The sequence below is a fragment of the Citrobacter europaeus genome, from assembly GCF_037482245.1.
GTDB classification, from domain to species: domain Bacteria; phylum Pseudomonadota; class Gammaproteobacteria; order Enterobacterales; family Enterobacteriaceae; genus Citrobacter; species Citrobacter europaeus.
On sequence record NZ_CP148084.1, the window covers coordinates 495,427 to 514,704 of the forward strand.

Genomic DNA, 19,278 nt, shown 5'->3' on the forward strand with positions numbered 1-19,278 from the left:
ATAGGGCAAAGCCGCCGTCCGGCACAACAACAAAAATCGTCGGGAGAGTAAAATGAGTACTTCTACCCAGAGCATCCCGTGGTATCGCCATCTCAATCGGGCGCAATGGCGGGCATTTTCCGCCGCCTGGCTGGGATATTTACTTGATGGTTTTGATTTTGTATTAATCGCCCTTGTGCTAACTGAAGTACAAGGTGAATTCGGACTGACGACGGTGCAGGCTGCCAGCCTGATCTCGGCCGCCTTTATCTCCCGTTGGTTTGGCGGATTAATGCTGGGGGCGATGGGCGATCGTTACGGACGCCGCCTGGCGATGGTCACCAGCATCATTCTGTTCTCCGTGGGGACGCTGGCCTGCGGCTTCGCGCCGGGCTACACCACCATGTTTATCGCCCGCCTGGTTATCGGTATGGGAATGGCGGGTGAGTACGGCTCCAGCGCAACCTATGTTATTGAAAGCTGGCCAAAACACCTGCGAAACAAAGCCAGCGGCTTCCTGATTTCCGGCTTCTCCGTTGGCGCAGTTATCGCCGCCCAGGTTTACAGCCTGGTGGTCCCGATCTGGGGGTGGCGCGCGCTGTTCTTCATCGGCATTTTGCCCATTATCTTCGCCCTCTGGCTGCGTAAAAATATTCCGGAAGCGGAAGACTGGAAAGAGAAACACGAAGGCAAAGCGCCGGTACGCACGATGGTGGACATTCTCTACCGGGGTGAGCATCGGGTAATAAATATTCTGATGACGCTCGCCGCCGCAACCGCGCTGTGGTTCTGCTTTGCTGGCAACCTGCAAAATGCGGCTATCGTGGCGGTTCTTGGACTGATCTGCGCGTTTATCTTCATTAGCTTTATGGTGCAAAGCAGCGGGAAACGCTGGCCGACGGGCGTCATGCTGATGGTGGTCGTGCTATTCGCCTTCTTGTACTCGTGGCCGATTCAGGCGCTGCTGCCTACATATCTGAAAACCGAACTCATGTATGACCCCTCAACGGTTGCCAGAGTGCTCTTCTTTAGCGGCTTTGGCGCGGCGGTCGGTTGTTGCGTCGGTGGTTTTCTCGGTGACTGGCTGGGCACGCGTAAAGCTTATGTCTGCAGTCTACTGGCTTCGCAACTGCTGATTATTCCAGTGTTCGCGATTGGCGGCTCAAACGTCTGGGTACTGGGTTTATTGTTGTTTTTCCAGCAAATGCTTGGTCAAGGGATCTCCGGGATCTTACCAAAACTGATCGGTGGCTATTTCGATACCGACCAGCGTGCGGCGGGCCTGGGCTTCACCTACAACGTGGGCGCACTGGGCGGGGCACTGGCGCCGATCATCGGCGCGCTGATTGCCCAGCGTCTGGATCTCGGTACCGCGCTGGGCTCGCTCTCTTTCGGTCTGACATTTGTGGTGATCCTGCTGATTGGTCTCGATATGCCGTCCCGCGTACAGCGCTGGCTGCGCCCTGAAGCGTTGCGTACGCATGATGCCATTGATGGTCGACCGTTTAGCGGGGCCGTGCCGTTCGGCGGTGACAAAAGCACCATGGTGAAATCCAAAAGTTAATTGGGTTGCCCGGCGCTAAACCGGGCAATGACGTAAGGGAAGAACGATGTCGTTATTTGAGCAACAGGATAAAAAGATTATCACCGCGATGCAGAAGGCTGTGTCATGACCACGCTGGCGATTGATATCGGCGGCACCAAACTGGCTGCCGCGCTGATAGACAGTAATCTGCAAATCCGCGAGCGGCGTGAATTGCCAACGCCTGCCAGCAAAACGCCGGATGCACTGCGCGCCGCGTTATATGCTCTGATTGCGCCGTTACAGGGGCAGGCAACGCGGGTGGCGATCGCTTCGACGGGGATTATCCGCGAGGGTTCTCTGCTGGCGCTGAATCCGTACAATCTCGGCGGGCTGCTGCATTTTCCGTTGGTACAAACGCTAAAAGATCTCACCGCGTTGCCGACGCTGGCAGTCAATGATGCCCAGGCAGCGGCATGGGCTGAGTATCATGCGCTTGGCGGCGAGTACCGCGATATGGTGTTTATTACCGTTTCCACCGGTGTGGGCGGTGGGGTGGTCAGCGAAGGAAAACTGCTGACCGGCAGCGGCGGTCTGGCCGGGCATCTGGGACATACGCTGGCTGATCCGCATGGGCCTGTTTGCGGCTGCGGGCGTGTGGGCTGCGTTGAGGCGATCGCTTCCGGACGTGGAATAGCGGCGGCAGCCGAAGGCGCGCTTGCTGGATGCGACGCCAAAACCATTTTTAGCCGCGCCGGGCAGGGGGATGAGCAAGCAAGCCGGTTGATCCATCGTTCAGCGCGGACCCTGGCAAGGCTTGTCACCGATGTTAAGGCCACGACCGATTGCCAGATCGTGGTGATTGGCGGCAGCGTTGGGTTGGCTGAAGGGTATCTGGCGCTGGTGGAACATTATCTGGCACAAGAGCCTTTGGCCTATCACGTGGAATTACTGGCGGCGCATTACCGTCATGACGCTGGATTACTGGGGGCCGCGCTGTTGGCCCAGGGAGATTGATTATGATGTCAGATGAGTTGCGTTCACTGCCTTCTGCCGGATTACATCCGGTCTTGCAGCAGGCATTAACGCTTGCCGTTGCGGCGAATCCGCAGGAGAAGATGCCTGGGCGATACGAGTTGCAGGGCGATAATATTTTTATGAATGTCATGCAATTTGCAACGCAGAGCCCAGAGCACAAGAAAGCGGAGCTGCATCAGCAGTACATTGACATTCAGGTGCTGCTATCCGGCGAAGAACGTATTCTGTTTGGGATGGCCGATTCTGCTCGTCAGTGCGAAGAGATGCACGTTGAGGATGATTATCAGCTGTGCAGCCAGATTGCCGATGAGCAGGCTATGGTACTGAAGCCGGGAAGATTTGTGATTTTTATGCCAGGCGAGCCGCATAAACCGGGTTGTGTGGCGCAGGCCCCGATGGATATCAAAAAGTTGGTGATCAAGGTGCGCGCCAGCTTATTACAAGCCTGACGATGAGAGACCGTGTCGGATGGCAAGGCTTGCGCCATCCGACATGGAATATAACGACCTAGCGTTTAAACGTCACCGCTTCTGGCTGGGTCAGATGCAGCGTAGTCCGAGCTGGCACAGTCTCGGCAATGACTCGCCCGTGACGAATGGAATAACGGGCAGGCGTCTGGCGACGAACTGCATCAAATCCATTCTCTGCCGGTAAAATCACCAGATTCGCGGAATTCCCCACGTTCAGACCGTAGTCCTGCAGGTGCAGGGTTTTCGCGCTGTGGGTGGTGACCAGGTTCAGCCCATCGTTAATCTGCCCGTACCCCATCAACTGGCACACGTGTAACCCCATATGCAGCACCTGCAGCATATTCGCGGTACCCAGCGGATACCACGGGTCGAAGACGTCATCATGACCGAAGCAGACGTTGATCTCCGCCTCCAGCATCTCTTTGACGCGCGTTACGCCGCGGCGTTTAGGATATGTGTCAAAGCGCCCTTGCAGGTGAATATTCACCAGTGGATTGGCGACAAAGTTAATGCCGGACATTTTCAACAGGCGGAAAAGACGGGAAGCATACGCGCCGTTATAGGAATGCATTGCCGTGGTATGGCTGGCGGTCACGCGTTCGCCCATATTGTAGCGATGCGCCAGCGCCGCGACGGTTTCAACAAAGCGTGATTGCTCATCGTCAATTTCGTCGCAGTGCACGTCGATAAGCCTGTCGTATTTTTGCGCGAGGGCGAAAATTTTGTGCAGCGACTCCACGCCATATTCACGCGTGAATTCGAAGTGGGGGATCGCGCCAATGACATCGGCACCCAGACGCACGGCTTCCTCTAATAACGCCTCACCGTTGGGGTAAGAAAGAATACCCTCTTGCGGGAACGCCACAATCTGCAGTTCTACCCACGGAGCGACTTCTTGCTTCACCTCCAGCATGGCTTTTAGCGCCGTCAACGTAGGGTCGGAAACGTCAACGTGAGTACGGACATACTGAATGCCGTTGGCCATTTGCCACTTCAGGGTCTGCATGGCGCGCGCTTTGACGTCTTCGTGAGTGAGCATTGCCTTACGTTCGGCCCAGCGCTCAATGCCTTCAAACAATGTACCAGACTGGTTCCAGCTCGGCTCCCCCGCGGTTTGCGTGGTGTCGAGATGGATATGTGGCTCAACAAACGGGGGAATTGCCAGACCACCTTCGGCATCAAGCACTTCACCCTGTGGCAACGTAGCTGCGTCCTGAGGCTCAATCCGGCTGAAGCGCCCGTCTTCAATCGTGAGCTGCCACAATCCTTCGCGTCCCTGTAAACGCGCCTGACGAATGGTGATGTTATTATTCTGCATGGCTGACCTCTGGTGATTTAACAAGGCTGCGATTGAAAAGGGGATTCAGCAGGATATAGCTGAATACGCCGCCGAGTACGGCGTTGACGGGCACGATGCCGGGGATATAGTGGCCGGCGGCAATGCCCAGTGCAACGGACAGGATAGCTATCCAGTTTACGGAAATAAATTGCGCTTTGCGGAAGTCGGCATACCGGCGATGGTTCAGCAGATAGTCGGCGATAATCACCCCGCCAATTGGGGGAATTGCTGCCGACAGAAATGTCAGCCAGCCGACAAAGTTATTGTAAAGCCACAGCGCGCACAGTGTGCCGATAATTCCGTTAGCCACTGACAGCGTACGGCTGGAAAGGCCGGTAATATTGGCAAATCCAAGGCCTGAGGCGTATAGCGCATTGTCGTTGGTGGTCCAGATATTCAGGCCAAGCACCACAATTGCGGGCAGCAGCAGTCCCTGGGCAATCATCACGTCAGAGATATCTGCCTGTCCAACAGCGGCGGCACCCGCTGCGCCGAAAATAAACATCAGCGAATTGCCAAGGAAAAACGCCACCATGGCAATCAGCACCGCGCCTTTGGCGTTGCGGCCAAAGCGAACAAAGTCGGCAGTTAACGTCCCAGCGCTGACAAACGAGCCGACCACCAGCGCCAGCGCGGTGGAGAAATTAAGCGGCGTCTGCGGCACTATCGCTTTTAAATGATCTAAACCGCCAACATCGCTCACCGCCAGCCAGACGGAGTAGCTGCCAAGAATGACGATGGCAGGTACGGCGATGATAGATAAAACGGTCAGGGCCGAAATACCAAAAAAGATGGTCAGGGTCATCAACAGACCGGAAACCGCAATCAGGATATTGACGTCAAGCCCCGTCGCTTTGCCGACCGGGATAGCAAACATGGCTACACCCACGCCAAACCAGCCCACCTGTGTGCCGCCTAACAGCAGTGAAGGAAGCCATGAACCTTTCAAACCAAATGAGTAACGCGCCAGAAGGTGGGTTGAGAGCCCTGTTTTTGCGCCGATAAAGCCGAGAAATGCAGTGTAAATACCGAGGAGAAGATTACCGAAGAGAACTGCCAGGAAGAAATCATTATAAGAAAGACCGGTACCGAGTGTGCCACCGGTCCACATACTGGCGGAAAAAAATGTGAGCCCCAACATGACAAACGTTAGTGGAATCACGCCTTTCCGCGCCGCCAGAGGGACGGGGACCTGGCTATAATTGTTGTCCTGCGACACAACGCCTCCATGAATTTTGCCCAAAAAATCCGCCGCATAATATACAGTTCTCAGAATAAAGCAAACGTTTCCGTGTGATGTTTTCTTGATAATTATTTGTGGGGTTAATGGTTCGCTGGTTTTTCTCCGTCGTCAGTGAACCACCGCGTGCGAGTTGAGTTTCCAGCATGGTTTGCGAGCGGTTTTCGAAGAATGATTCCGCATGTATTTTGCGGAGAAATATTGGCTCCCCATCCATCAGCGTCAGGCTGTGGCAGGGGAGCCAGAAGTATTACACTTCCAGGTAGTTCAGGATACCGTCCGCCGCTTTTCGACCTTCGGCAATCGCGGTAACTACCAGATCCGAACCACGCACGATGTCGCCACCGGCGAAGATTTTCGGGTTGCTGGTCTGGAAGGCGTTATCGCTGCGTTCCGGCGCAATAATACGACCCTGAGAATCCAGTTCGACGCTGTGCTCTTTCAGCCACTCCATACTGTGCGGGCGGAAGCCGAACGCCAGTAGCACCGCATCAGCCGGAACAACGTGCTCGGAACCGGCGACGATCTCCGCGCGGCGACGGCCCTTCGCATCCGGTTCGCCCATTTCGGTACGCGCCATTTTCACGCCGCATACTTTACCGTTGGCATTCACTTCCACGCCTAACGGCTGGACGTTGAACTGGAACTCTACACCTTCTTCGCGCGCGTTTTTCACTTCGCGCTTAGAACCCGGCATGTTTTCTTCGTCACGACGATAGGCGCAGATGACGTGTGCTGCGTTCTGGCGAACCGAGGTCCGCACGCAGTCCATCGCGGTATCGCCACCGCCGAGAACGACGACGCGTTTGCCTTCCATGCTGATGTACGGCTCATCGCTGCTTTCGCCAAAGCCCATCAACTGTTTAGTATTGGCGATCAGGAACGGCAGGGCATCAAATACGCCGGAAGCGTCTTCGTTTTCCAGCCCACCACGCATCGACTGATAGGTACCTACGCCAAGGAACACGGCGTCGTAATCCTTCAGCAGGGAGTCGAGCTGCACATCGCGGCCCACTTCCACATTCAGTTTGAACTCGATGCCCATGTCGGTGAAGATTTCACGACGACGGGTCATGACCTCTTTTTCCAGCTTGAAGGCCGGGATACCGAAGGTCAGCAGGCCGCCGATTTCCGGGTGACGGTCAAATACCACCGCCTTCACGCCGTTGCGGGTCAACACGTCGGCACAGGCCAGACCCGCCGGACCCGCACCGATGATCGCTACGCGCTTGTCAGTCTGGCGCACGCCGGTCATATCCGGACGCCAGCCCATTTCGAACGCTTTATCGTTGATATAGCGCTCGATGTTGCCGATGGTCACTGCGCCGAACTCATCGTTCAGCGTACAGGATCCTTCGCACAGTCTGTCCTGTGGGCACACACGACCACAGACTTCCGGCAGGGTGTTGGTCTGGTGCGACAGTTCTGCCGCTTCAAAGATACGTCCCTCATTTGCCAGCTTCAGCCAGTTCGGGATGTAGTTATGCACCGGGCATTTCCACTCGCAGTACGGGTTGCCGCAAGACAGGCAACGGTCTGCCTGTGCTTTGGCCTGACCTTCAGAAAACGGCTCGTAGATCTCGATAAATTCGATCTTACGGATCTTCAGCGGCTTCTTCGGCGGATCAACACGCTGCAGGTCGATAAATTGGTATACGTTCTGACTCATTGCTGCTACCCCTTACTGCGCCTGCACACGCAGCTCTGCTGCGCTACGACTACGGTGACCCAACAGTGCTTTCACATCACTGGATTTTGGTTTTACCAGCGCGAATTTCGCAGAGAATGCTGGCCAGTTAGCCAGGATCTCTTCGCCGTGTGAAGAGCCGGTATGCTGGACGTGCTCGGTAATCAGACCGCGCAGGTGTTCCTCGTGAATAGCCAGCGAGTCCACGCTCAGCACTTCTACCAGTTCCGGGTTCACGCGTTTGCGGAATTCACCGTCTTCGTCGAGCACGTAGGCGAATCCGCCCGTCATACCCGCCCCGAAGTTGACGCCCGTTTTGCCGAGAATACAGACGATGCCGCCGGTCATATATTCGCAGCCGTTGTCGCCAATACCTTCAACCACGGTGATAGCCCCGGAGTTACGTACTGCAAAGCGCTCACCCGCACGACCCGCAGCAAACAGGCGGCCACCGGTGGCGCCGTACAGACAGGTGTTACCAATGATACTCGCCTCATGGCTACGGAAAGCGGAGCCAACCGGAGGACGCACTGCCAGCAGGCCGCCCGCCATGCCTTTACCGACATAGTCGTTGGCATCGCCGGTCAGATACAGCTCCACGCCGCCTGCGTTCCACACGCCGAAGCTCTGGCCTGCGGTACCGCTGAAGTGCGCTTTGATCGGGTCAGATGCCAGCCCCTGATCGCCATGCGTTTGAGCGATATAGCCCGACAGTGACGCGCCGACTGAACGGTCGGTGTTGCGGATATCGAACCAGAAGGTTTTGCTCTGGCGCTCGTCGACATACGGTTTCGCCTGCTGTAACAGTTGGGCGTTCAGTACGCCGTTATCAAACGGCGGGTTGTTCTCGGTGCAATGCAGCGCTTTACCCGGATGTGGTTCAGCGGTTTCCAGCAGACGATACAGCTCCAGCTTCTGCTGTTTGGCGGTAAATCCTTCCAGCTCTTTGAGCAGGTCGGTACGACCAATAAGATCCACCAGACGTTTCACGCCCAGCTCGGCCATCAGCTCGCGCACTTCGCGGGCGATAAATTCAAAGTAGTTGGTCACTTTGAACGGCAGGCCGTGATAGTGGTTCTTACGCAGTTTGTCGTCCTGAGTCGCCACGCCGGTTGCACAGTTGTTCAGGTGGCAAATACGCAGGTATTTACAGCCCAACGCCACCATCGGACCGGTGCCGAAACCAAAGCTTTCCGCACCCAGAATCGCCGCTTTAATGATATCGACGCCGGTTTTCAGACCGCCATCGACCTGCAGACGAATCTTGTGACGCAGGCCGTTAGCCACCAGCGCCTGCTGGGTTTCCACCAGACCCAGTTCCCACGGACAGCCCGCATATTTCACGGAGGAGAGCGGGCTTGCGCCGGTGCCGCCGTCGTAGCCAGCAATGGTGATAAGGTCCGCATAGGCTTTCGCCACGCCAGTGGCGATGGTGCCAACGCCCGGTTCGGAAACCAGCTTGACCGAGATCATCGCTTTCGGGTTGACCTGTTTGAGGTCGAAAATCAGCTGCGCTAAGTCCTCGATAGAGTAGATATCGTGGTGCGGCGGCGGGGAGATCAGCGTCACCCCCGGCACCGAATAGCGCAGTTTGGCGATGTACGGGGTGACTTTATCACCTGGTAACTGACCGCCTTCGCCAGGCTTCGCGCCCTGAGCGACTTTAATCTGAATAACATCGGCGTTGACCAGATACGCCGGGGTTACGCCAAAGCGACCAGAAGCAACCTGCTTAATCCGCGACACCTTGTTAGTGCCGTAGCGCGCCGGGTCTTCGCCGCCTTCACCGGAGTTCGAGTTACCGCCGATGCTGTTCATAGCTTCGGCCAGCGCTTCGTGTGCTTCCGGGCTTAATGCGCCGATGGACATGGCTGCGGTATCAAAGCGTTTAAACAGTTCGGTTGCAGGTTCGACTTCGTTAATGCTTACGGCTTCATCGCCAGGCGTAATCGCCAGCAGGTCGCGCAGCGTGGCCGCTGGACGCTCATTGACCAGCCGGGCATATTCCTGATAGTCGCTGTATTCACCGCTTTGTACCGCTTGTTGCAGCGTGCGTACCACGTCCGGATTGTAGGCGTGGTATTCGCCCCCGTGGACGTATTTCAGCAAACCGCCCTGGCTGATGGGTTTACGCGCCAGCCAGGCATGTTTGGAGAGGTTCAGCAGATCCTGCTGGAAGTCGGTAAACCCTGCGCCGCTGATGCGGCTGACCACGCCCTGGAAACACAGCGCAACGACATCATCATGCAGACCAACGGCTTCAAACAGCTTCGAGCAGCGGTAAGAGGCGATGGTCGAGATGCCCATCTTGGACATGATTTTGTACAGACCTTTGTTGATGCCGTTGCGGTAGTTCAGCATCACAGTCCGGTAATCTTTGGCAATCGCCTGAGTGTCGATCAACCGTCCCAGCGTTTCATACGCGAGATACGGATAAATGGCCGTCGCGCCAAAGCCGAGCAGGACGGCGAAGTGGTGCGGGTCGCGGGCACTGGCAGTTTCAACGATGATGTTGGCATCGCAACGCAGGCTTTGTTCAACCAGACGCGTTTGCACTGCGCCCACGGCCATCGGCGCCGGAACCGGCAGGCGGTTTTTGGCGATGTTACGGTCAGAGAGCACCAGCAGTACGGTGCCGTTACGCACCATCTGTTCGGCTTTATCACACAGGGCTTTGACGGTCTCTTCGAGCGTGGTTTCGGTCACGTCGAAGGTGATATCCAGGCGATCGGCGCGATAATGCTCCTCTTTCATGGTCGTCAGCTGGGTGAAATCGGAGTACAGCAGGATCGGCGATTTAAAGCTCAGGCGGTGTGCCTGACCTTCGGCTTCGCAGAAGACATTCATCTCACGACCGATGCTGGTGGCCAGCGACATAACGTGCGCTTCACGCAGCGGGTCGATCGGCGGGTTAGTCACCTGCGCGAACTGCTGGCGGAAGTAGTCATAAATGATGCGCGGCTGGCTGGAGAGCACGGCAAACGGGGTATCATCACCCATTGAACCGACCGCTTCCTGACCATTTTCGCCGAGCACGCGGATTACGGAATCCAGCTCTTCGGCGCTGTAGTTAAACTGTTTTTGGTAGCTGGCGAGGGTGTCATCGTCCAGTTCACGGCTGCCGACCTGATCGTCAGCCAGATCTTCGAACGGCACCAGACGGCGGACGTTCTTCTCCATCCACTCTTTGTACGGATGGCGACTTTTCAAATCGTCATCGGTTTCGGCAGAGTGCAGAATGCGCCCGCTGCGGGTATCGATAACCATCAGCTCGCCAGGGCCGACACGGCCTTTCTCAACCACTTCATCCGGTTGATAATCCCAGATCCCAACTTCAGAAGCGCAGGTAATCAGCTTGTCTTTGGTGATGACGTAGCGCGCCGGACGCAGGCCGTTTCGGTCGAGGTTACAGGCGGCAAAGCGACCGTCGGACATGACGATGCCAGCCGGGCCATCCCACGGCTCCATGTGCATGGAGTTAAAGTCAAAGAATGCGCGCAGCTCCGGATCCATATCCGGGTTGTTCTGCCAGGCCGGCGGCACCAGTAAGCGCATGGCACGGATGATGTCCATCCCGCCTGCCAGCAGCAGTTCCAGCATGTTATCCATTGAACTTGAGTCGGAGCCGGTTTCGTTAACGAACGGCGCAGCGTCGTGCAGATCCGGGATCAAAGGCGTCTGGAATTTATAGGTACGTGCGCGTGCCCACTGGCGGTTGCCGGTGATGGTGTTGATTTCACCGTTGTGCGCCAGGTAGCGGAACGGCTGCGCCAGCGGCCAACGTGGTACGGTGTTAGTGGAGAAACGCTGGTGGAACAGGCAGATGGCCGATTCCAGACGCAGGTCCGCGAGGTCCAGGTAAAAGCGCGGCAGATCCGCCGGCATACACAGACCTTTATAGATATTGACCAGGTTCGACAAGCTACAGACGTAAAAGTCTTTATCTTCCTGGAGACGTTTTTCAATACGACGGCGCGCGATGAACAGGCGGCGTTCCATATCACGCGGGCGCCAGCCCGCAGGGGCGTTGACAAAAATTTGCTCGATACGAGGCAGGGAGGAGAGCGCAATTTCACCGAGAACACCTTCGTTGGTCGGCACGTCGCGCCAGCCGACAATCGACAGGGTCTCCTGCTGTAATTCTTCTTCAACAATGCGACGAGAAGCCGCGGCCAGCTCAGCGTCTTTATTTAAAAAGATCATGCCGACGGCGTAGTTTTTGGCTAAACGCCAGCCGCGCTCTTGCGCCACGATGCGGAAAAAGCGGTCCGGTTTTTGTAACAGCAGGCCGCAACCATCGCCGGTTTTTCCATCGGCAAGAATTGCGCCACGGTGCTGCATACGGGCCAGTGCGTGTATGGCGGTACGCACTACCTTGTGGCTAGGTTCGCCTTCTATGTGGGCGATCAGGCCGAAACCACAGTTATCCCTCTCAAGGGATTTATCGTACAACATATCAGTGAACCTCCCCAGGCTCTGCGGGATTCCCATCTGGACCGTTGCGCACGGGCACACCAAGAGCATGGCGACGGGGTTTGCGTGTCATACGCTTACCTCGCATTCGCCCTCTTTATCCTTTTCGCACAGGTCAAACAAGTTTGAGGACTTGCTTCAGAGGAAATCTCAATTACTGCATAAATATGATGAGCAGACTGCTCATCCAGAAAGCTTCCAGCGGATTTCCAAGTTATCGGGAATCCACACACAGGTCAAATGGCAATCTTATTTATGCAAAAATGTGCTATGGGGTAATTAAATTTATGAATTTATTGAAATAAAAGGGGTTTTTACATTGATTTAACCTGAGGAGAATGCCCTGGGAAGTGTGATCTGTCTCACTGTCAGAAAGGCCGGATATCTCTCGTCCTGCCTTTGTTTATCGAGATGCTTGGCATTTTATGCTGGTTTTTAAAGTTTTGGCGTCTTAAAGATACTGTTTTTACGCTGAGAGTATAAGAAGATAAAAAAAACTGCCGGATATAAGGAAAAGTAATTATATTTCGAGTGAATGAAATTCCGATTATTTTGATTTGTTATGCAATAAATAAAGGCTCACCAGGGCGATTGATCCAGGTCATCGCCGACTGGGGTAAAAAATGGCAGGCTTTGGCCTCTTTTCAAGGCGCGGTCTACCAGATTATGCAGTTACAGAAATTAGTCAATATGTTTGGTGGGGATCTTTCTCGCCGTTATGGGCAAAAGGTTCATAAACTCACGCTACACGGCGGTTTTAGCTGTCCAAATCGTGATGGCACCATCGGTCGCGGCGGATGCACTTTCTGTAATGTGGCCTCATTTGCTGATGAAGCGCAGCAGCACCATTCCATTGCTGAGCAGCTTGAGCATCAGGCACATCTGGTCAATCGCGCGAAACGCTATTTGGCCTATTTCCAGGCCTATACCAGCACCTTTGCTGAAGTGCAGGTGCTGCGTTCGATGTATCAACAGGCGATCAGCCAGGCCAACATTGTCGGGTTATGCGTTGGCACACGTCCCGACTGCGTGCCGGATGCGGTACTCGACCTGCTTTGCGAGTATAAAGACCTCGGCTATGAGGTTTGGCTGGAGCTCGGTCTGCAAACTGCGTATGACAAAACCCTGCACCGCATTAACCGCGGCCATGATTTCGCTTGCTACCAGAACACCACGCGGCTGGCACGCGAGCGCGGGCTGAAGGTCTGCTCACACTTGATTGTTGGTCTGCCGGGAGAGGGGCAGGCGGAATGTCTGCAAACCATGGAACGTGTGGTGGAGACGGGCGTTGACGGTATTAAGCTGCATCCGCTGCATATTGTGAAAGGGAGTACGATGGCGAAAGCCTGGGAGGCCGGGCGACTGAACGGAATTGAGCTGGACGACTATACGGTTACCGCCGGGGAGATGATCCGCCATACGCCGCCAGAGGTGATTTATCATCGCATTTCTGCCAGCGCGCGCCGCCCAACGCTGTTGGCGCCTCTCTGGTGCGAAAACCGTTGGACCGGGATGGTCGAACTGGACAAATACCTTAACGAGCATGGCGTGCAAGGCTCGGCGCTGGGTACGCCGTGGGTGCAGCCGGAGAGCTAATCTTCTGTAGGTCGGACGCCGGATAAGGCAAATCCGGCATCCGGCAATCTGCGTCTGCTTGCCTGATGGCGCTTCGCTTATCAGGCCTACGATGAACCACTCCCCGGTCATTTCACCGATAACCTCCGCATTTCTTGCACAATCTTCAACGTCACGCCGAGAATTGAGTATTATTGTGCCAAGTTGTCGTGAAGGAACTCTCTATGAAGCAAATCCGTATGCTGGCGCAATATTACGTCGACCTGATGATGAAGTTGGGTCTGGTGCGCTTTTCGCTGCTATTGGCGCTGGCTCTGGTCGTGTTGGCAATTGTGGTGCAGATGGCTGTCACCATGGTGCTGCATGGCCAGGTAGAAAGCATTGATGTTATCCGCTCTATCTTTTTTGGTCTGTTAATTACTCCCTGGGCCGTCTATTTCCTGTCAGTGGTGGTGGAGCAACTGGAAGAGTCCCGGCAGCGCCTGTCACGACTGGTACAAAAGCTGGAAGAGATGCGCGAGCGCGATCTCAAGCTCAATGTGCAGTTGAAAGACAATATTGCCCAGCTCAATCAGGAAATTGTTGAGCGCGAAAAAGCCGAAGCGGAGCGCCAGGAAACGTTCGAGCAGCTGAAGGTCGAAATTAAAGAGCGTGAGGAAGCGCAGATCCAGCTTGAGCAACAGTCTTCCTTCTTACGCTCTTTCCTCGATGCCTCGCCGGATCTGGTTTTTTATCGTAATGAAGATAAAGAATTTTCCGGCTGTAACCGCGCCATGGAGCTGCTGACCGGCAAAAGCGAAAAGCAATTGGTGAATTTAAAACCTGCTGATGTTTACTCCCCTGAGGCGGCTGAAAAGGTTATTGAAACCGACGAGAAGGTATTCCGTCATAACGTTTCGCTCACCTACGAACAGTGGCTGGACTACCCGGACGGACGCAAAGCCTGCTTTGAAATTCGCAAGGTGCCTTACTATGACCGCGTAGGTAAGCGACATGGCCTGATGGGCTTTGGGCGTGATATTACCGAGCGTAAGCGTTATCAGGACGCGCTTGAGCGCGCCAGCCGCGATAAGACCACCTTCATTTCTACTATCAGTCACGAGCTGCGCACCCCGCTTAACGGCATTGTCGGCTTAAGCCGGATCCTGTTGGATACGGACCTGACCGCTGAGCAGGAAAAATACCTGAAAACTATCCACGTCTCTGCCGTGACGCTGGGGAATATTTTCAACGATATTATCGATATGGATAAGATGGAGCGACGTAAAGTCCAGCTCGATAACCAGCCTGTTGATTTCACCAGTTTTATGGCGGATCTGGAAAACCTCTCTGGCCTGCAGGCGCAGCAAAAGGGGCTGCGTTTTGTGCTTGAACCAACGCTGCCGCTGCCGCATAAGGTCATTACCGACGGCACGCGTTTGCGACAGATTCTGTGGAATCTTATCAGCAACGCCGTGAAGTTTACCCAGCAGGGGCAGGTGACCGTGCGCGCGCGCTATGACCAGGGGAACATGCTGCATTTCGAGGTTGAAGATTCCGGGATCGGCATTCCGCAGGATGAGCAGGATAAAATCTTCGCCATGTATTATCAGGTTAAGGACAGCAACGGCGGCAAACCGGCAACGGGAACCGGGATTGGACTGGCCGTATCGAAGCGTCTGGCGAAAAACATGGGCGGTGATATTACGGTCTCAAGCCAGGCTGGCAAAGGTTCCATTTTTACGCTGACCGTGCATGCGCCTGCGGTAGCGGAAGAGATTGAAGACGCTTTTGAAGACGATGATATGCCGCTGCCCGCCCTGAATGTGCTGCTGGTGGAAGACATTGAACTGAACGTTATTGTCGCACGTTCAGTGCTGGAAAAACTGGGCAACAGCGTGGATGTCGCCATGACCGGGAAAGCCGCGCTGGAAATGTTCACGCCGGGCGAATATGACCTGGTGCTGCTGGATATTCAGCTACCGGATATGACCGGCCTGGATATCTCGCGCGAGCTGACGCAAAAATATGCCCGTGAGGACCTGCCGCCGCTGGTTGCGCTTACCGCCAACGTCCTGAAAGATAAAAAAGAGTATCTGGACGCGGGAATGGACGACGTGCTGAGTAAGCCGCTGTCGGTTCCAGCGTTAACCGCCATGATTAAAAAATACTGGGATACCCGAAACAAAGAGGAGAGCACTGTGACATCTGAAGAGAGCAGTAAATCGCAAGCGCTGTTAGATATTCCTATGTTGGAACAATACCTCGAGCTGGTGGGACCGAAGTTAATTACCGACGGGCTGGCGGTGTTTGAGAAGATGATGCCGGGATATTTGAGCGTGCTGGAGTCAAATCTGACCGCTCGGGACAAAAAAGGCGTTGTTGAGGAAGGCCATAAAATTAAAGGCGCGGCAGGTTCTGTTGGGCTGCGCCACCTGCAACAGTTAGGCCAGCAGATCCAGTCGCCGGATCTTCCTGCCTGGGAAGATAATGTTGCTGAATGGATTGAAGAGATGAAGCAGGAGTGGCAGCACGATGTGGCGGTATTGAAGGCCTGGGTGGCGAGCGTGGAAAAAAAATGACCCCGGCTTAACCGGGGTGCGCGAATACTGCGCCAACACCAGGGAAATCGTGGCTGCGCCGTAAATTATTATCATTATTTACAAGGGCGCAGCCCTAATTTTCAGGCCGCACGCAGTTAAGATAGCAAATCTTAAATAATTTGTTACATGAATCAGTTAAATGTGTGAAGCGTAGCATTTAAATCATAATAACTAATATGTTTCAGCCAGCTTAGAAAGGAGTATCGCGATGAAAAAAGTGGGTGTAGTGCTCAGCGGATGCGGCGTGTATGACGGCGCAGAGATCCATGAAACGGTTCTCACGCTTCTGGCCATTGCCCGCAACGGCGCTCAGGCTGTCTGTTTCGCACCGGATAAACAACAAGCGGATGTGATTAATCATCTGACCGGCGAGCCGATGCAGGAAACGCGTAATGTGCTGATTGAAGCCGCACGTATTACACGCGGCGAGATTCGCCCGCTGGCTCAGGCAGTCTCAACGGAACTGGACGCGTTGATAGTGCCTGGCGGGTTTGGCGCGGCTAAAAATCTGAGCAATTTTGCCAGTCAGGGCAGTGAATGCCGGGTTGACAGTGATTTAGCTGCGCTGGCGCTGGCGATGCATCAGGCGGGTAAGCCACTGGGATTTATGTGCATTGCGCCCGCCATGTTACCTAAAATTTTTGACTTTCCGCTGCGTCTGACCATCGGTACTGATATCGATACGGCAGAGGTGCTGGAAGAGATGGGCGCTGAGCATGTGCCTTGTCCGGTTGATGACATTGTCGTCGATGAAGACAACAAAATTGTCACTACGCCTGCCTATATGCTGGCGCAGGATATCGCTCAGGCTGCGAGTGGTATCGATAAACTGGTATCGCGTGTACTGGTGCTGGCTGAATGAGAAAAGGCGTTACCGCTTTTCTGCGGCGTATCTTTCTGCGGACGGTCGTTGTCCTCGCCGTATTCTGGGGCGGGGGCATCGCACTTTTCAGCGTGATGCCGGTGCCGTTCTCGGCGGTAATGGTCGAGCGGCAACTGGGTGCATGGCTGTCTGGTGATTTCGGTTATGTGGCGCACTCGGACTGGGTGAGCATGGATGAGATCTCTGTGTGGATGGGGCTGGCGGTGATTGCCGCAGAGGACCAGAAGTTTCCCGAGCACTGGGGATTTGATGTCTCCGCCATAGAGAAAGCGCTGGCGCACAACGAACGTAATGAGAACCGTATTCGCGGGGCGTCGACGTTATCGCAACAGACGGCGAAAAACCTCTTTCTGTGGGATGGACGTAGCTGGGTGCGTAAGGGCCTTGAAGCTGGGCTAACGCTGGGTATGGAAACTGTCTGGAGCAAGAAACGTATTCTGACCGTCTATCTGAACGTTGCGGAGTTTGGCGATGGAATTTTTGGCGTGGAGGCCGCTGCGCAGCGCTATTTCCATAAGCCAGCCAGCCGGCTGAGTTTGTCTGAAGCGGCCTTACTGGCGGCGGTGTTACCCAATCCTATGCGTTTTAAGGCGGATGCGCCTTCTGGTTATGTACGTAGTCGTCAGGCGTGGATTATGCGCCAAATGCGCCAGTTAGGCGGTGAGTCGTTTATGCGGGAACATAAGCTGTATTAGCGGAGTTATTGCCGGATGCGGCGTAAACGCCTTATCCGGCCTACTGGCTACGTTCTGTGTACTCGATTAATCTTCGTCAAAGCCTGAGTTAAACAGGGCAATTACCGCTGCCAGGGCTTCAACTTCCTGTGGACCCGTGGCTTCAACTTCTATCTGACGCCCTTTGGCGGAATCCAGCATCAGCAGAGCGATAACGCTGTTGGCCTCAGCTTCCGTTCCTTCATCATTACGCAGCAACACTTCTGCTTCGAAGCCCTGCATCAATTCAAACAGTTTCATGGCTGGGCGAGCATGCATACCCAGCTTATTCGTGATTTCAACGGTTTGCTTCACGGTCATGATTTACGTTTTTCCAGCGTGCGATGGCGTGACTGCACGTTTTTACCGCGTGAGCGGAAGTAGTCTGCCAGCTGCTCTGCAATATACACCGAACGGTGCTTCCCGCCGGTACAGCCGATGGCTACGGTGAGGTAGCTGCGGTTGTTGGTTTCCAGCATGGGTAACCATAGCTCAAGATAACTGCGAGTCTGGTAGATAAAATTGTGAACTTCTGTGTGCCTGTCGAGGAAGGCAGCGACGGGGCGGTCAAGACCGGTCATCGGGCGCAGCTTCGGATCCCAGTGCGGGTTAGGCAGGAAGCGCACGTCAAAGACGTAATCCGCGTCAATCGGGATACCGTGTTTGAAACCAAAGGATTCGAATACCATCGTCAATTCGCGTTCACGCTTGCCCAGCAGTCGGGTACGTAACATTTCCGCCAGTTCGTGCACGGACATTTCGGAGGTATCAACGATCAGGTCAGCACGAGAGCGCAGGGGCTCCAGCAAATCGCTTTCCTTATCGATAGCACTTTCCAGAGATAAGTTCTTGCTGGAAAGCGGATGCAGGCGACGGGTGTCGCTGTAGCGGCGAATCAGGGTGTTGCGATCGGCGTCAAGGAACAGCAACTGCGGTGAGAAGCCTTCAGGCAGGTTGTTCATCGCCTGCTCGAAAATTTCCGGGGACTCAGGCATGTTGCGCACATCAATGCTGACGGCCGCAGAAATCTGGCGATCGGCCAGAGTACGAGCCAGATCGGGCAACAGCACTACGGGAAGGTTATCCACGCAGTAAAAACCCATATCTTCCAGCGCACGCAGGGCGACAGATTTACCTGACCCCGAACGACCGCTGACGATCATCAGTACCATGTACTGTTTCTCCTCACAACGACAAAAAAGGATGCCATTGGGTTGTTATGCCTCATCCTGTCCACCTTCGGTGTCCGTGATGATTTGATACAACTCCTGGTCACTCTGTGCGGCGCGCAGGCGGCGGCAGATGGTTTTATCTGCCAGACGTTTGGCGACCAGTGACAACGTATGCAAATGCGTCTTGGTTTGGTCTGCCGGAACCAGTAGAGCAAAAAGCAGATCGACGGGTTGATTATCAATGGCGTCGAAAGCAATAGGCGTTTCAAGTTGCACAAACACGCCAACCGCGCGCATCGTGTCTTCTTCCAGCTTTCCGTGCGGAATAGCAATACCATTACCGATGCCGGTACTGCCCATTTTTTCACGCGTCAGAATGGCTTCAAATACCACCTGAGAGGGCAAGCTGAGCTGTTTTGCCGCCAGTTCACTGATGATTTCCAGTGCGCGTTTTTTGCTTTGGCAGTGAACGGCCGCGCGTGTACATTCCTGGTTAAGAACATTGCTCAGTTGTAGAGTCGTATCGTTATTTGTCATAATTTCACCTAAGCGCTAACTGTACAAATGGCCTGTTGTGCTACACAACAGGCCGTCCTGCACCCGCT

The 19,278-nt window shown here is 54.8% G+C and carries 14 protein-coding genes and 1 pseudogene; 7 read left to right on the forward strand and 8 right to left on the reverse strand.

All coding sequences use genetic code 11. The features are described from left to right. Positions 1 to 52: 52 nt before the first annotated feature. The 3 genes from WHR59_RS02425 to nanQ all read left to right on the forward strand — a co-directional run bounded on the left by WHR59_RS02425 (position 53) and on the right by nanQ (position 2,988). The gene (locus WHR59_RS02425) at positions 53 to 1,543 is read left to right on the forward strand and encodes an MFS transporter (protein ID WP_043017810.1); all 1,491 of its coding nucleotides are present in this window, start codon (positions 53 to 55) and stop codon (positions 1,541 to 1,543) included. 105 nt (positions 1,544 to 1,648) lie between these two features. Beyond that, a complete protein-coding gene (gene nanK, locus WHR59_RS02430; protein WP_338843551.1) occupies positions 1,649 to 2,518 on the forward strand; it encodes an N-acetylmannosamine kinase in 870 nt (289 codons plus the stop codon). Positions 2,519 to 2,520: 2 nt separating this feature from the next. Continuing rightward, on the forward strand, positions 2,521 to 2,988 hold the full coding sequence (nanQ, locus tag WHR59_RS02435) for an N-acetylneuraminate anomerase (protein WP_338843552.1): 468 nt from the start codon (positions 2,521 to 2,523) through the stop codon (positions 2,986 to 2,988). Positions 2,989 to 3,046: 58 nt separating this feature from the next. Here nanQ and WHR59_RS02440 read toward each other — a convergent pair whose 3' ends face one another. From WHR59_RS02440 to gltB, 5 genes and pseudogenes are all read right to left on the reverse strand, one after another. Next, positions 3,047 to 4,327, reverse strand: coding sequence for a cytosine deaminase (locus WHR59_RS02440; RefSeq protein WP_220771788.1), 1,281 nt, complete (start codon positions 4,325 to 4,327; stop codon positions 3,047 to 3,049). Further along, complete coding sequence (codB, locus tag WHR59_RS02445) at positions 4,317 to 5,567, reverse strand: cytosine permease (RefSeq protein WP_338843553.1); 1,251 nt, start codon at positions 5,565 to 5,567, stop codon at positions 4,317 to 4,319. Before codB ends, WHR59_RS02440 begins: the two co-directional genes overlap by 11 nt. A 118-nt stretch (positions 5,568 to 5,685) precedes the next feature. Continuing rightward, positions 5,686 to 5,748: pseudogene (locus WHR59_RS02450) on the reverse strand (hypothetical protein); the annotation flags it as partial. A 90-nt stretch (positions 5,749 to 5,838) separates the two neighbouring features. Continuing rightward, a complete protein-coding gene (locus tag WHR59_RS02455; protein ID WP_003828781.1) occupies positions 5,839 to 7,257 on the reverse strand; it encodes a glutamate synthase small subunit in 1,419 nt (472 codons plus the stop codon). 12 nt (positions 7,258 to 7,269) lie between these two features. After that, positions 7,270 to 11,730 (reverse strand): glutamate synthase large subunit, encoded by a 4,461-nt coding sequence (gltB, locus tag WHR59_RS02460; protein ID WP_123915741.1) that lies wholly within the window; start codon positions 11,728 to 11,730, stop codon positions 7,270 to 7,272. 684 nt (positions 11,731 to 12,414) lie between these two features. On the opposite strand from gltB, the gene WHR59_RS02465 reads away from it, so the two are divergent. The 4 genes from WHR59_RS02465 to mtgA all read left to right on the forward strand — a co-directional run bounded on the left by WHR59_RS02465 (position 12,415) and on the right by mtgA (position 17,483). Next, the gene (locus WHR59_RS02465) at positions 12,415 to 13,344 is read left to right on the forward strand and encodes a TIGR01212 family radical SAM protein (protein WP_221922887.1); all 930 of its coding nucleotides are present in this window, start codon (positions 12,415 to 12,417) and stop codon (positions 13,342 to 13,344) included. Between the two features lie 203 nt (positions 13,345 to 13,547). Further along, positions 13,548 to 15,884 (forward strand): aerobic respiration two-component sensor histidine kinase ArcB, encoded by a 2,337-nt coding sequence (gene arcB, locus WHR59_RS02470; RefSeq protein WP_043017804.1) that lies wholly within the window; start codon positions 13,548 to 13,550, stop codon positions 15,882 to 15,884. 229 nt (positions 15,885 to 16,113) lie between these two features. Beyond that, entirely contained in the window at positions 16,114 to 16,767 is a 654-nt protein-coding gene (elbB, locus tag WHR59_RS02475) for an isoprenoid biosynthesis glyoxalase ElbB (protein ID WP_043017803.1), read from the forward strand. After that, positions 16,764 to 17,483 carry a monofunctional biosynthetic peptidoglycan transglycosylase gene (mtgA, locus tag WHR59_RS02480; protein ID WP_080626038.1) on the forward strand — a complete coding sequence of 240 codons (720 nt, stop codon included), beginning with the start codon at positions 16,764 to 16,766 and terminating at the stop codon, positions 17,481 to 17,483. The genes elbB and mtgA overlap by 4 nt, the downstream gene beginning before the upstream one ends. Before the next feature lie 66 nt (positions 17,484 to 17,549). Here the strand turns inward: mtgA and npr are convergent, their stop codons facing one another. From npr to ptsN, 3 genes are read right to left on the reverse strand one after another with little or no spacing between them, the layout of a single operon-like run. Then, positions 17,550 to 17,822 carry a PTS phosphocarrier protein NPr gene (npr, locus tag WHR59_RS02485; RefSeq protein ID WP_003828770.1) on the reverse strand — a complete coding sequence of 91 codons (273 nt, stop codon included), beginning with the start codon at positions 17,820 to 17,822 and terminating at the stop codon, positions 17,550 to 17,552. Further along, positions 17,819 to 18,673, reverse strand: a complete 855-nt coding sequence (gene rapZ / locus WHR59_RS02490) for an RNase adapter RapZ (RefSeq protein ID WP_003025085.1) — start codon at positions 18,671 to 18,673, stop codon at positions 17,819 to 17,821. The genes npr and rapZ overlap by 4 nt, the downstream gene beginning before the upstream one ends. 45 nt (positions 18,674 to 18,718) lie before the next feature. Next, entirely contained in the window at positions 18,719 to 19,210 is a 492-nt protein-coding gene (gene ptsN / locus WHR59_RS02495) for a PTS IIA-like nitrogen regulatory protein PtsN (RefSeq protein WP_006687857.1), read from the reverse strand. Between the last annotated feature and the right edge of the window lie 68 nt (positions 19,211 to 19,278).

What these genes read in the sequence shown, in the direction of transcription:
- mtgA (WP_080626038.1), top strand. Translation starts at nt 16,764, where the DNA reads ATGAGAAAAGGCGTTACCGCTTTTCTGCGGCGTATCTTTCTGCGGACG.
- nanQ (WP_338843552.1), top strand. Translation starts at nt 2,521, where the DNA reads ATGATGTCAGATGAGTTGCGTTCACTGCCTTCTGCCGGATTACATCCG.
- WHR59_RS02465 (WP_221922887.1), top strand. Translation starts at nt 12,415, where the DNA reads ATGCAGTTACAGAAATTAGTCAATATGTTTGGTGGGGATCTTTCTCGC.
- npr (WP_003828770.1), bottom strand. Translation starts at nt 17,822, where the DNA reads ATGACCGTGAAGCAAACCGTTGAAATCACGAATAAGCTGGGTATGCAT.
- nanK (WP_338843551.1), top strand. Translation starts at nt 1,649, where the DNA reads ATGACCACGCTGGCGATTGATATCGGCGGCACCAAACTGGCTGCCGCG.
- arcB (WP_043017804.1), top strand. Translation starts at nt 13,548, where the DNA reads ATGAAGCAAATCCGTATGCTGGCGCAATATTACGTCGACCTGATGATG.
- rapZ (WP_003025085.1), bottom strand. Translation starts at nt 18,673, where the DNA reads ATGGTACTGATGATCGTCAGCGGTCGTTCGGGGTCAGGTAAATCTGTC.
- WHR59_RS02455 (WP_003828781.1), bottom strand. Translation starts at nt 7,257, where the DNA reads ATGAGTCAGAACGTATACCAATTTATCGACCTGCAGCGTGTTGATCCG.
- WHR59_RS02425 (WP_043017810.1), top strand. Translation starts at nt 53, where the DNA reads ATGAGTACTTCTACCCAGAGCATCCCGTGGTATCGCCATCTCAATCGG.
- ptsN (WP_006687857.1), bottom strand. Translation starts at nt 19,210, where the DNA reads ATGACAAATAACGATACGACTCTACAACTGAGCAATGTTCTTAACCAG.
- elbB (WP_043017803.1), top strand. Translation starts at nt 16,114, where the DNA reads ATGAAAAAAGTGGGTGTAGTGCTCAGCGGATGCGGCGTGTATGACGGC.
- WHR59_RS02440 (WP_220771788.1), bottom strand. Translation starts at nt 4,327, where the DNA reads ATGCAGAATAATAACATCACCATTCGTCAGGCGCGTTTACAGGGACGC.
- gltB (WP_123915741.1), bottom strand. Translation starts at nt 11,730, where the DNA reads ATGTTGTACGATAAATCCCTTGAGAGGGATAACTGTGGTTTCGGCCTG.